This is a genomic window from Acidovorax facilis, from assembly GCF_023913775.1.
GTDB classification, from domain to species: Bacteria; Pseudomonadota; Gammaproteobacteria; order Burkholderiales; family Burkholderiaceae_C; genus Acidovorax; species Acidovorax facilis.
Genome location: NZ_JAMXAX010000163.1, coordinates 1 through 11,828, shown reverse-complemented (window position 1 = coordinate 11,828; position 11,828 = coordinate 1). Strand labels below are relative to the sequence as shown.

Genomic DNA, 11,828 nt, shown 5'->3' with positions numbered 1-11,828 from the left:
CAACGCTGAGCCAGCGCGCAAACAACGCGATCGTCGCCACGCAAACTGCATCCACCTTCTTCATCATGCCCGCGATATTCGCGGGACATGTGGCTCAACTCAAGATGCCTCGGCTGGACGCTTACGTTCAGAGTGCCGATCACGCAGTGCAAAATCTCAAAAAAACTGCACTATTTGCGTCCTGATGTGTACATAGGCGTGCATAAGCAAGAGGACACCCGAACAAAGACCGCTCGGTATCGATAGCGCCGTCCAAAATCTCATAATTACTGGACTACTTGCACGGCGCGATAGCGGCTATGAATACCCGGATCCAGGTTTTCAAGCCATGCCTATTGACTAGATCAACCCAGCCTCTGCCATGCTTAGCGCCTGCGTGCCGCCCACGATCACGTGGTCCAGCACCCGCACATCGACAAGCGCTAGCGCGTGTTTCAACGCGCAGGTCAAGGCTTCATCTGCACGGCTGGGCTGCACGCTCCCGCTCGGGTGGTTGTGCGTCAGCACCACTGCCGCAGCGTGGTGGCGTATGGCGGCAGACACTATCTCGCGGGGGTACACACTCGTCTGTGTGAGCGTTCCAGTGAAATGCCGCTCAAACGCAATCCCTTGGTTCTGGGCGTTGAGATACAGGACTGCGAAGTGCTCGCAAGGCTCGGCAGCGAGGTGCAAACGGCAATACCGCTTTACGGCGTCGGGGTCTTGGAAAACGTCACCTGGCCCGCTCAGATATCGACCCAAGATGCTGAGCGCACGATCAATGACGGCACGCTCGCGAGCTCTCAGCCCGATGCGAAAGCTGTTCGACCCTTCGCTGAGTCCGTATGCAGGCATAGCCTCCCCGACGCCTGCGCGGCGACGGAGAACAGGGCGCTTGGTTGGCTTGGCAATTGATGTGGTCGACATGCTCAAGCCCTCCTTTGCGCGGCGTCAAGGCGCCGCAGCGCTGCCAGGGCCTGCACTGCTTTGCGCGTAGCGCCTGCCACGTTCGCCTTGTCGGGCTCGCGCAGGTAATGCAGAGCCATCGCCAGCGCGTTGTGGGCGTCGGCGTAGTGCTGAATGGGGTCGGGGGTGCCTGTTGCGGGCAGAGAAGGCGCAGCGCAGCGGCTGGCCAGGTGGATCACCATGGACATGGTTTCATGCTCCTGATCGAGACTTGAAACCACCCACCGCGTTTTCAAGCGCAGAGGGTGGACGGGATGTTGAAAACACGCGATCAGACGTGCGCCGGGTGTTGCCACTCCAGCCATCCCGCCCGTAATCATGAGACGCGGATCAACACCGCATCTGCAAAATCCAGACGTGACAAAACCTCACTGACGGGGAGGTTGCGCCGCTGATCGAAATGGTGTTTTCAAGCACCAGCCCCTTTCGGGGTTGGCCGGATTATTGCACGCAAACGCACCGATGACCACATACGAATCACGCGAGATCAAAGGATGGCGCACAAGGCGAGACGAGGAGGGGGAACGCTTGGCGAGCGATTACTGGGGAGCACCTTCGCGCACTCGTTACCACGCTGGAACCATCACTGCGGATGGCGAACGCCTGCTGGGTCACATCCCATGGTTCTATCGCGTCCACGGACCAGAAAGGGAAGTAGCGAAGGCGCACTGGGCAGCCCATCGGGCAGAGCGGACGCGGCAGGACAAGGCAGAGGAGACCGATGACCAGAGTGAGCAACGGCGGGAGCGGCAACGCCGATGGCGCGCGCAGCTCACACCAGCGCAGATCGAGCGCTACAAGGCCTCAGCGCTTGCCCGCCTAGCCAAGCAAACGCCAGAGTGGCGCGTCGCCGAGCTGGAGAAGCGCAGGCAGCGGAAAAACGCAAATCGTGAGCGATACAACGAGACGGACAGGGTATCGGCCAAACGCAGGAGCGGCGCAAGGAATGAGCGCAAGCGTGCAGCCTATGCCGCGAACCCTGAGCCTTTCAGAGCCAGGGAACGTGCACGCCGGACAGCAACCCCTGAACACGTCCGAGCATTGGCGCGCGCCGCCTATGCGCGCAGAAAGACGGCATCTAAGGAAGTCGGGTGCACATCGGAAACAGCCCATTACCCCAGTTAGGTCATGGCCAGCATCGCATCAAGGTGCGCCCGAACAATCTTGTCCGCAGCGATTTGAGTACCCATCACCTGTTTTACGTGCAGGGCCAAGCTCTCGGGCCCGGTGTCGAGTTGATCACTACCAAGCCGGACCAGAATCTGGGCAATCGATGAAGCGTAATCCGAAAGGAACTTTGCCTCCTCGATAGGCAAGAATGGCGCCGCCATCCGAGCCGCCGCAGAGAACTCTCCGCACCTCTCGGCAAGTTTGCCACTTCGTTGAGCCACATCGAGCCTATCTAGGGTTGGCGCAAGTTGAATCAATGACAGCAATTGCATTGCCTGAGGATCCAAAGCCCGATGCAGAACATCCAGTGCGGCAAACTTTTTTTCAGCGATCTTTACAGCCATCGCCTTCCGAACCTCCTGCGATGCCTTCGCCCGCTCAGCCTCCGCGATCAAGCTGATTTTGTACGCCTCCAGATCACGCTGATGCTGTGCTTTAAGCGCCTCTAAATCTTTAGTCAGCCAGTGCGATAGCTGCGCCTTGCCGAGATAGCCAGCTATCAAAACGAGAGCGCCACCGCCCGCACTGCCAGCGACAACGGACAAAATCCATTCCCATCCCAGTTCCATAAGTCACCTCCATGGTCCAGCTTATCGCACGGCCCGCCCGCGACTAAATGCTAGCGTCACGGCGCAGGCGGCCAAGGTGGTTCGCCCAATCGCACATCATCGTGCGGCGTTCCTTGAGATACAGCGCATGGTTATAGGCCGCGCTCACTTCGTTGCGCTCCTGATGGGCCAGCTGCAGCTCAATGGCGTGGTGCGCATAGCCCTGTTCATGCAGGATGGTTGACGCCATGCCCCGGAAGCCGTGGCCCGTCATGCGGCCCTTGTAGCCCATGCGCTCCAAGGCTTTCAGGATGGTGTTGTTGCTCATGGGCTTGGCGTGGTCACGCTCCCCAGGGAACAGCAGCTCGCGCCCGCCTGAGAGGGTGTGCAACACCTTCAACACCTCGACGGCCTGCGGCGACAAGGGAACGATGTGGGGCGTTTTCATCTTCATGCGCTCGGGGGGTATGCGCCACTCTGCGGCCTGCAGGTCGAACTCTGCCCAGCGCGCCGCGATCAGCTCGGTGGTGCGCACAAATGTGAGGGCCATCAACTGCATGGCCAGGCGAGTGTAGGGCCCGCCCTGGTACGCCTCGATCTTGCGCAGCAGCTCGGGCAGCTCCTTTTCACCCAGGCGGGCGTAGTTCTCTTTCCTGCGGCTCTTGAGGGTGTCGCTGGGTTTCACATCAGTGGCCGGGTTCCGCTCGATCAGATCGTGCGCCACCGCGTACCGCATCACCTGGCCCGCCATCTGCAGAATTCGATGCGCCAGGTCGATGGCACCCCGGTCTTGCACGGCTTTCGCCATGCGGGTCAGGTCTTTGGCGGTAAGGCTGGCAATGGGCCGAGCACCCAGCACGGGGAAGGCGTCAGCTTCCAGCCGCTTGATTGCGTAGGCGGCGTGGCGCTCGCTTTTCCCGTCCTTCCAGTGCTCCCACCACAGCCGGGCCACGGCCTCAAAGGTGTTGGCCTGGTGGACCGCGCTGGCCATCTTGGCATCGCGTTTGAGCTGTCCAGGATCATCACCGGCTGCCAACACCCTGCGGGCTTCATCCCGCGCTTCACGGGCCTGCGCCAGCGTGACTTCGGGGTACACACCCAGCGCTAGGCGCTTTTCCTTGCCGCCGTAGCGGTACTTCCAGCGCCAATATTTGCCCCCGGCGGCGGTCACCTCCAGGTAGAGGGCTTTTTCATCGGCCAGGCGGACGCTGGGGCGTCCTTCGGGGCAAGTGGCCTTCTTGCACGCTGTGTCGGTCAGGGGCATTTTGGGGGCACATTTTTGGGGGCATCGGAAAAGCCCGATTTATGCCCCCAATTGTGCCCCCTGCGAATCGCGGATACATCCGCACGGTAGCGGACGCAAATGGACAAAAAAAACCCCGCTGTCCTATGGGGAGCGGGGTTTTAGTGGACGGTAGCGCTCTGTAGTGGAGCTAATCCTGGCGGAGAGGGTGGGACAAATGTGCCCAACCTCAAAAACCTTTGTAAATCAACCACTTAGGCGGCAGCGGTGTCTAAAATTTTGCTACCAGCAGTGCTACCAGTAGCCGCGAGTAGCGCTTATACCACGGTTTTTAAGCCGTTTTGGGGGGTGTTTCGGCTGCACCGTTCGAAGGAGTGACAGGGATTCGAAACGTTTCAATGTCAATGCCCTTAGCGGTGGCTTCAACCACCCATGCGGGCTTACGTCCGCGACCTCCGCTCCATGTTTCACCCGTCTTGGGATTGCGGTATTTGGCTTCTGCCGTGGGCTTTGCTGCTTCACCCTCTTTGGCTTTGTTGGCTGTGCGTGGCTTGCGCTTGGGCTTTGTCTGCTCGAACAAGTCAGCGGCGGTAAAGCCGTAGTCAGCAATTTGTTTTTTGAGCTCTGCGCGCTTTGCGTCGCGATTTGCGGCACGCAATGCGGACAATTGCGCTTCAATGTCTTGTAGCGCTGCAATGCGCTTAGCGTGTTCCGCCTCCAATTTCTCCAATTGTGCCGTGCTAGTGTCCGCCATTGTTAGCCTCCTAAGTGAAGCCAACAATTTAACACAAAATTGCAATTAGGAAAAGTCTAATTCTAGGTCTGGAATTAGGTCGGAGTAGTCATCTACAACTTGCTGGGCAGGCTTCGGCGCTGGGTGCATGTAGCTGTAAGTCGTGGCGCGGTACTCTGCAATTGCAAAGGTGCAATGACTGTGAATTTTTGCGCACAGTCTTTCTTTTTCTTCTGAGGTGAAGCTTGATTTAATTAGCTTTGCGAGCGTTTTAGCGTACCTGACTTTAATTTGTTCAACATCGGCTTTTATTGTCTCGTCGCACATGCGCAAGACCATGCGCTGAGTTGTGCCGGGGCGTGCTGCTTCGTTGCGCGCGGCGCGAAGTATGAAAGCCAATCCGGCGCGGGGGTTGCTCGGACTGGTGGCTATCATGTGCTGCGGTTGTGGGTAAGAAATTAGAAGGCGCTGAGGGTCTACTTTTGCGATACCCTCGGGCTTTTTCCACTCGGAAGGGCAAGGAATTCCGAGCTTTTGCGCGAGTTGCCCAACATTCCATCTGTCACGGCCTTGAATTGCTTTGGCTGCTCTAATCCAATCATTCGCGGCTTGCGTGTCGCCTTTTGCGCTTGCGTCTAGCAATTGGAAAAGGTTTTTATTTTTGCTGTCCTCCTTGTCGTCGGTATCGCCCGTTTTTGTGTCATAGGCGGCCATCTCTTTTGCGACATAGAGCGGGTCAAATTTTCCTTCTGGCTTTATATTGATTCCATGGTTGTTGCAATCTAAGCCGACTTTTTTTAGTGCTTTTTTCCAGTATTTGAGGGCAATTTCTTGAAATTTCGCCAAATCGGTGCCGGGGGCATATGTAAAGAGGTCGTGAATGTGTGGGTGGATTCCGTGGTTACCTACCGGTGATTCAAGGGTACGCAAGCGGCCCAGGTAGCCAATTTTTTTGAATGCGCGGTCCATGGAAATAGAGAACAAGCCCAAAGCGGAATAAAAATTTTTGACGTATGCAGACCAATCGCAATCGCGGCGATGACGGGCAGTGAGCGTCAGTAGACCTAAGCATAGATTCCCGGATTTGGCAGCAGGCAATAGTTCTAGCTCAATCCATCCACGCATATGCGCGGCTTTGTAGCTTGTGCAATGTGGGCACAAATGGGCATTGCCGCACTGTGCTGTATCGTGCATACGGGATAGGGTATAAACGTTGGTCTGCCATTTGCCGTTAATTTTTTCTTTAATGGCCTTTTTTTCTACCACGATAAAAGCAGTGCCCGGGTTTTGTGTGTGGTGCGCTTTCGCGCGTTGGCAGAGCTTTAAACCGTCGCCAAGAATGTTTTTTCCGGTTTCGAGAAAATTTTTTGTTAGAAGCTTTGAGGCTTCGTGTTGTCTAATTGCAGTAATGTTAAATTTCATGGGTTGGTTCCTTTGCAGTTACAAAACCGAAAGAAACTTTTTTACTTACCCCTTTAACACACTTGACAATTAAGTTTTAAAAACTAAAATATTAGGTGAAGGAGATTGATGAGTAGTTGGTTTACTTGTCAGTCTTGGGCAAATCGAGTTGGCGCTTGATTTGCTCCGATTAAATTATCAAATTTGGATAGAAAAGTCAAGAAGACCGGGTGTGCCTTTAAAGCGCATCCGGTTTTTTTCTTTTTTGACTTTCGGAACCTTCAATTCTTGGCTCGTAATGTGATATCAAAAGTAAATGAAGTTACGGAAAAAAAAATCCCCGGAAACCCGCATGAAATCTAGCTTTTTTCTCAAATGTGTATGGCTAATACAATTATTACCTAGGCGCTGCGCCCCCCAGCCCTTCCGGGCAGGGGCCCCCCGCTAAGTTTTACTCTTTTTAAATATGGGGTGCGAACCAGCTAGCCGAACCAGCTAGCCCCAGTCCCCACGGCGTTCGGGATGGGGGAGCAGAATTTACAAATGAGAAAAGCGGCTCTTATCTTTGGCCAATCCTCTCCAAATTCCGGTTGATAAATTTTTAGGGGCGGAAAGGGCCGGACAACAAAAAAACCCCAGATGCAAAATCTGGGGCTTATCTTTGTGGAGCCTGTTTTACTTGGCCCGTAGATATAGGTTCTTCATCGTTTGGCCCGGCGCAGTGCGTTCTTCCGTAACGAAAAGGTCTGTTCTGGCCTTCACCAAGTCAGACAACTTCTTGTAGCCATACAGGCGGGAATCGAAGTCGGATTGCAGCTTGCTCAAATATCCACCGAATGTTCCCAAGTGTGCCCATCCGTTTTCATCGGATGACTGTTCCAAAGCGTCCAGCACGAATTTTTTGGGGAATTCTGGCTTTGAATTGACTACCGGGGTGGGCGTTACAGGTGCAACGGTCTTTGCTAATACAGTTTCAACCTTGGGTGATGCTGTAACCGGCTCCGGAACGCTTGGCCGCAAAACTTCGGTAAAAATGAACTTGTGGCAGGCATTACGAAAGGCGTCTGGGGTCTTCTGCTCTCCAAAGCCTAAGACCGTCAATCCTTCTTCCCGTAGGCGGGTTGCAAGGCCGGTAAAGTCGCTGTCGCTTGTTACCAGACAGAAGCCGTCAAATTTGCGGGTATAGAGCAAATCCATCGCATCAATAATGAGTGTGCTATCGGTGGCGTTCTTGCCTGTGGTATATGCAAATTGCTGCACGGGCTTGATGGCGTATTTTTGGAGAACCTTCTTCCAAGATGAACTGCCTTGGGAAGTGAAATCACCATAAATGCGTTTTACGGTTGCTTCTCCGAACCGTGCCACTTCTGCCAGGATGCCTTCAATGACGGATGCCTGTGCATTGTCAGCATCAATCAGCACCGCCAAACGAGCGGTCGGTTCCTCTGATTCAATTTTCGCTATGAGCCGGGGTGCAACCATTGTCTAAAATTCCTCTCTGCAATAGGAAATAAATTGTCGCATATGATGATTGTGTAGTCAATCATGGTTAAGGGTGAAATGTTTTTAAATTTACTTGAATACGATTTCTCTTGGATGGCGTAGTGATTTTAATATTCCATGCCTCCCAATTGCGAGGTTCGGGTGAAGTTTTGCTCAAATTTATTTCTTGTAGGGTCACAACCCACCGTCCAATCTTGATAAGGCTCGGACAATTGCCGCGCTTGTTCTTCGGCTAATTCGCGTTCGCGTTCGCGTTCGCGTTCGCGTTCCAATTTCGCGGCATTTGCAATTTTTGCTTGTGCTTCGTATTCCGAGATTTTGGCGTTGTGGTCAATGGCTGCGTTGTACTGCTCAATAAGCGCCAATGAATTTTTGTCGCCAAGAATTTGGTTATACAAATTTCTATTGTGTGCAATGTTGGATAAAGCTTTTGTAGCTTGCGATAGCTCAAAGTCATAACGCTCAATTTTTGCGGTGCTTAACCCGATTTTTGCAAAAAGTCTCTGAGTTCTTGTCGGTTCACTGGCTAAAAGGTCACCATGTTTTTTATACCAGTCCTTGTATAGTCGCTCATTTTTATCGCGTTTTTTAATTGTGTCTTGATGCTTTTGGTAAGCCTTTTCGCATTCAACGGGGATTTTTTTGCGTCTAAATGGGCTTTTTGGCTCGGCATGTGGGGTAGGCTCAACCCTTTTTAAATCGACGCTCTTAGGGGCATCTGGCGCGGGTGTGATTTCAGGGGTTTTCAAATTTAAAGCGTTAGAAAGCTCTGCTTTCAACAGCTCAGCTTTTTTTTCATGCGTGGCTAGATTGGCGCGATGTATTTTTACCTGAGTGTTTTGTGCTGTGATAGCGGCTCGGTATTCTTTGCCTGCATTGATTGAAATGTGCTTGGTAGGTATATGATTTTTGTCAATGTCGGAAAATTTCCCGGCGTAGACATAGAAATCTGAATCTAATTTTTCGGCGTGGGTGTTGACAATTTTGCAAATTGCTTCCCGAAGCTTTGAAACTTCGCCAGTCTTCATATCATCAAGAATTCGGGTTTTTTTGCCAAATTGTCCTAATTCGTCCACCGTGCGGGTGGTAAACATCATGTGAACATGGTTGTTTCTATGATGCTTGTTTGGGGCGTGAATTGAACCAGATACGGCTACGCCGTATGTATCGCGCAAATGTTGCGCGATGTCGCGGACGCATTCGCGCCGCTCGTTGTCCGTCCATTGGTCAGGCAATGGGAGCATCAATTCACGGGCCACCGTAGAATTTTTTCGAGTCTCTGCTAATTCGGCTTTGTTCCAAAGCTCCGAAATATCATCAGCACCAATTAGGATAGTTTCAACGTGCCCCTTTTTTTTGGTGTAGTCGTGAATTAGCCCCGTAGTTTGGTCTATGAGCTTTACACACGCACGATATGCGGCAGCGGCTACGGCGCTACGCCCAGCGCTGCGCGATATGGTTTGTAGAGACGGAGTAAACCACACGGCAAGAGATTTAGACATGGGCTAAATCTCCAAGGTTGCGAAGCAATGGCCCCGCAGGGCGAACGCAAATCTCCCCCTTGTGGGGAGTTTGCATAAGTGAGCCCTTGCAGGGGGCTAATAGATGATGACTATTTAATTTATCCGCTAACATATATCTTCGCTGCTAATTTCAGAATAGCAGAAAAAATCACGATATGCGAATTTAATTAGAATTTGAATTAATTTTATGCTACCCTAATTTTATTAGGGGCAATTAAAATGAAGGCAGACGATATAAAAAACAGGATAGAAAAGCTAAAAGTTGAGAAAAATCAGCTAGACAAACGTCAACGGAATCTTGAAGCACTCATGAACAAGAAGAAAAAGAATGAGGATACCAGAAGAAAAATTATCCTAGGCGCACTCATTCTAAAAGAATTAGAAAAAAATAAAGGCCTACAAAATTACGTTGTAGGCCTTTTGAACACGCTCGGAGAGCGCGATAAAGTGCTATTTAAAGAGCTTACATCGGGTCAACAAGCTCCGAAAAATCCGTAACCAAACCCTCCCACGGGGCTTTTTTTGTTTCTATCAGGTCGCGGAATTTTTCCAAGGTCGGAAAAATTGCGGCGGCGAGTGCGTCAATGTTAATTTTATTTGTGTATATCGAGACATTCACATTCTCTATTTCATGCCCTATGAATTGACAGCGATTTTCTAAACTAACCCCACTTTTCATCAATTCGTTATTCACGAATTTTCTTAGGCTGTGAAAAACTAGCTTCTCTCGCTCAATTTTTGCACTTTCTAAATTTCGGGCGAATTTCTTACCTACTGCGTTGCCGGTGCCCTTGCCTTCTTTTTCCACATATTTGAAAATTTTGTCCGTCTTTTTCTCTAAAAAATCGGACACCTTCTCAATTAGGCAAGGGTGCAATGGAATCTCACGAATTCCGGCCTGTGTTTTGCTATCACGGATAACAAGATAACTTACCCCGGCTGAGCTTTTTTTGAAATTATCCTTTTTGAGACTTGTAATTTCACCAATCCGACAACCCGTAAATAACCCGAAGAGAACAGCGGTTGTATAGTCCGGGTCTTTTGCTTCTTGTTCTTTAAAGAATTCACTTTTGAAAAACTGCTCTATTTCTTCTTTTTCAAAAATCGCATAGCCTCCGCTAAGACGTTGTTTTTTTGTCAGTAGTGCGCGGTTTTCGGCTGGGTTGCCGTTGCGTGTATAGCTTTGTTTGATAGCGAAATTAAAAATGGCTCTAATAATTGAAATTTTATTGTCAATTGTGCGGATGCTGTTGCCTTTTTTGACTCCATTTTCTTTTTTCGCTAGAAATTCTTGATACCGCGTTATGTCGCTAGCGGTGATGCGAGTAATTGGGGGATTTTTTAGAAATTTGGCTAATTCGTCGATGCAATTTTTATACGCAATTGCCGTAGCCTGCTTCACCTGTTTAAGCGACAAGAATTTTTCTAGCAATTCGGCCAATTTGAGGGCCGTAGGGTCGTCTGCTGGTGCTTGTGCAGCAATTGGCGCGGGTGCTTGGGGCTGGGCCTGCTGTACCGCCTGCATGGCTTGTAGGGCTTGCATTAGCCGGGCGTGGTCTTCGTCGCCATCAGCTTTCAGGATGCCTCGGGAGAGGTCTAATTCGTAGGTGCTCAGGTTGCTGAGGTCGGGCTTTTTGTGCATCGTCAAGCCATTCAATAGGGCGATGGCTCTGATGATAGCTACCCGTTGGTAGCTCGTGCGCAAGGAGCGCTTGACCTGCTTGCCACCTATGCGGGTGTGTAGGTAGTAGCTGGAACCAAGAAGGTAGATGGGTAGAGGCAAAGACATGGATTGCTACCAGTTTTGCTACCACCCAAAACAAGAAAACCCTTGTAACTCATTGAATTACAAGGGTTTTTTGCGTTTGGCGGAGAGGGTGGGATTCGAACCCACGGTAGTGTTGCCACTACGCCTGATTTCGAGTCAGGTACATTCGACCACTCTGCCACCTCTCCTGTCTGTCGAAGCCTGCGATTATAGCCAGATTTTCAGGGACACCAGCGCCTCTCTCTATCTTCCACGCCAAATGCGGTCGCTTGCCGTGGGGCCAGCGCGCGCCGTCTGGTGGGGCTCAGAACCTCACCCAGAGCAGCGGGGTGGGTAGTGTGGCGGGTAGGAGAGGCAACCGGATGAAGGGGCGGCGGCGCGTCCGCGCCAGTCCACACATAGCCGACAGAGAAGACAGGCCCAAGCTGTTGAGTACCGGGCGATGGGTAAGCCTATGGGTCAAGCCATAACTTGGCCTATACACACCCATCCACATAACGGCCCCAGTTTATCCACAAAGTTATGCACGGGACACTACCGGTAGTGTCTTGCAACCGCCAAAGACCCCATATATAGTGTGCGTGCTGGGTTTCCATCCAGCTAAGAGAAAGACCTGCCGAGAGTACCAGTCCCGGCAGGCCAGCAGACTACCGATACCGGCGAAATCTGCTCCCGAACTCACGTCCCAGGAAACGTTGAGCATAGCTGAATCACCTTGATGACGCTTTAGAGGGTTCTACGTACCGGGGGAACTTGCTGTACAGAAAGGAAATTTATGACAGCAGGAAAGAAGCCCGGTACGAGTACCGGCAACAGTGGCGGCATCTTCCAAGAAGTGGGGCCCCGTGGTGGGCTGCGTGACAACTTTGAATCGCCCCGGTTTCTGCGGAGGCTGTTTGGTTTAAGTCAGCCCACTTCCGCAGTGGCCTGACTGGCGAGTTGCCGGTAGTAGTTTGCCTCAGCCTCAGCAGGTGGGATGTACCCGATGGGTTCG

10 protein-coding genes, 1 tRNA gene and 1 pseudogene are annotated in these 11,828 nt (G+C 51.9%); 2 read left to right on the top strand and 10 right to left on the bottom strand.

Annotated features, from left to right (window positions below; genetic code table 11):
* On the top strand, positions 1 to 185 hold a 185-nt coding region (locus tag NFX52_RS27045; protein WP_252635900.1), incomplete at its 5' end, for a hypothetical protein.
* A 154-nt stretch (positions 186 to 339) separates the two neighbouring features.
* On the opposite strand, the pseudogene NFX52_RS27040 reads toward NFX52_RS27045, so the two are convergent.
* The 8 genes and pseudogenes from NFX52_RS27040 to NFX52_RS27005 form a co-directional block, all read right to left on the bottom strand.
* A pseudogene (locus tag NFX52_RS27040) lies at positions 340 to 783 on the bottom strand (JAB domain-containing protein); the annotation flags it as partial.
* A 125-nt stretch (positions 784 to 908) separates the two neighbouring features.
* Positions 909 to 1,133, bottom strand: a complete 225-nt coding sequence (locus tag NFX52_RS27035) for a hypothetical protein (protein WP_055396303.1) — start codon at positions 1,131 to 1,133, stop codon at positions 909 to 911.
* A 933-nt stretch (positions 1,134 to 2,066) separates the two neighbouring features.
* Complete coding sequence (locus tag NFX52_RS27030; protein ID WP_055396302.1) at positions 2,067 to 2,684, bottom strand: hypothetical protein; 618 nt, start codon at positions 2,682 to 2,684, stop codon at positions 2,067 to 2,069.
* Between the two features lie 43 nt (positions 2,685 to 2,727).
* Positions 2,728 to 3,927, bottom strand: a complete 1,200-nt coding sequence (locus NFX52_RS27025; RefSeq protein WP_055396300.1) for a tyrosine-type recombinase/integrase — start codon at positions 3,925 to 3,927, stop codon at positions 2,728 to 2,730.
* A gap of 310 nt (positions 3,928 to 4,237) precedes the next feature.
* On the bottom strand, positions 4,238 to 4,660 hold the full coding sequence (locus NFX52_RS27020; RefSeq protein WP_156358651.1) for an H-NS histone family protein: 423 nt from the start codon (positions 4,658 to 4,660) through the stop codon (positions 4,238 to 4,240).
* Between the two features lie 45 nt (positions 4,661 to 4,705).
* A complete protein-coding gene (locus tag NFX52_RS27015; protein WP_156358650.1) occupies positions 4,706 to 6,061 on the bottom strand; it encodes a hypothetical protein in 1,356 nt (451 codons plus the stop codon).
* Positions 6,062 to 6,715: 654 nt separating this feature from the next.
* Positions 6,716 to 7,522 carry an NYN domain-containing protein gene (locus NFX52_RS27010; RefSeq protein WP_028603360.1) on the bottom strand — a complete coding sequence of 269 codons (807 nt, stop codon included), beginning with the start codon at positions 7,520 to 7,522 and terminating at the stop codon, positions 6,716 to 6,718.
* 128 nt (positions 7,523 to 7,650) lie between these two features.
* Entirely contained in the window at positions 7,651 to 9,045 is a 1,395-nt protein-coding gene (locus NFX52_RS27005) for a MobA/MobL family protein (protein ID WP_082437356.1), read from the bottom strand.
* Between the two features lie 240 nt (positions 9,046 to 9,285).
* Between NFX52_RS27005 and NFX52_RS27000 the strand changes: the two genes are divergently transcribed.
* The gene (locus tag NFX52_RS27000) at positions 9,286 to 9,564 is read left to right on the top strand and encodes a hypothetical protein (protein ID WP_084651283.1); all 279 of its coding nucleotides are present in this window, start codon (positions 9,286 to 9,288) and stop codon (positions 9,562 to 9,564) included.
* On the opposite strand, the gene NFX52_RS26995 is transcribed toward NFX52_RS27000, so the two are convergent.
* Together NFX52_RS26995 and NFX52_RS26990 are read right to left on the bottom strand one after the other, a co-directional pair.
* Positions 9,530 to 10,855, bottom strand: a complete 1,326-nt coding sequence (locus tag NFX52_RS26995) for a phage integrase (RefSeq protein ID WP_055396295.1) — start codon at positions 10,853 to 10,855, stop codon at positions 9,530 to 9,532. The genes NFX52_RS27000 and NFX52_RS26995 overlap by 35 nt on opposite strands.
* 77 nt (positions 10,856 to 10,932) lie before the next feature.
* Positions 10,933 to 11,022, bottom strand: a tRNA-Ser gene (locus NFX52_RS26990).
* Between the last annotated feature and the right edge of the window lie 806 nt (positions 11,023 to 11,828).

Excerpts from the sequence above, each read along its gene's own strand:
- NFX52_RS27010 (WP_028603360.1), bottom strand. The coding sequence starts at position 7,522 with ATGGTTGCACCCCGGCTCATAGCGAAAATTGAATCAGAGGAACCGACC.
- NFX52_RS27005 (WP_082437356.1), bottom strand. The coding sequence starts at position 9,045 with ATGTCTAAATCTCTTGCCGTGTGGTTTACTCCGTCTCTACAAACCATA.
- NFX52_RS27025 (WP_055396300.1), bottom strand. The coding sequence starts at position 3,927 with ATGCCCCTGACCGACACAGCGTGCAAGAAGGCCACTTGCCCCGAAGGA.
- NFX52_RS27030 (WP_055396302.1), bottom strand. The coding sequence starts at position 2,684 with ATGGAACTGGGATGGGAATGGATTTTGTCCGTTGTCGCTGGCAGTGCG.
- NFX52_RS27035 (WP_055396303.1), bottom strand. The coding sequence starts at position 1,133 with ATGTCCATGGTGATCCACCTGGCCAGCCGCTGCGCTGCGCCTTCTCTG.
- NFX52_RS27015 (WP_156358650.1), bottom strand. The coding sequence starts at position 6,061 with ATGAAATTTAACATTACTGCAATTAGACAACACGAAGCCTCAAAGCTT.
- NFX52_RS26995 (WP_055396295.1), bottom strand. The coding sequence starts at position 10,855 with ATGTCTTTGCCTCTACCCATCTACCTTCTTGGTTCCAGCTACTACCTA.
- NFX52_RS27020 (WP_156358651.1), bottom strand. The coding sequence starts at position 4,660 with ATGGCGGACACTAGCACGGCACAATTGGAGAAATTGGAGGCGGAACAC.
- NFX52_RS27000 (WP_084651283.1), top strand. The coding sequence starts at position 9,286 with ATGAAGGCAGACGATATAAAAAACAGGATAGAAAAGCTAAAAGTTGAG.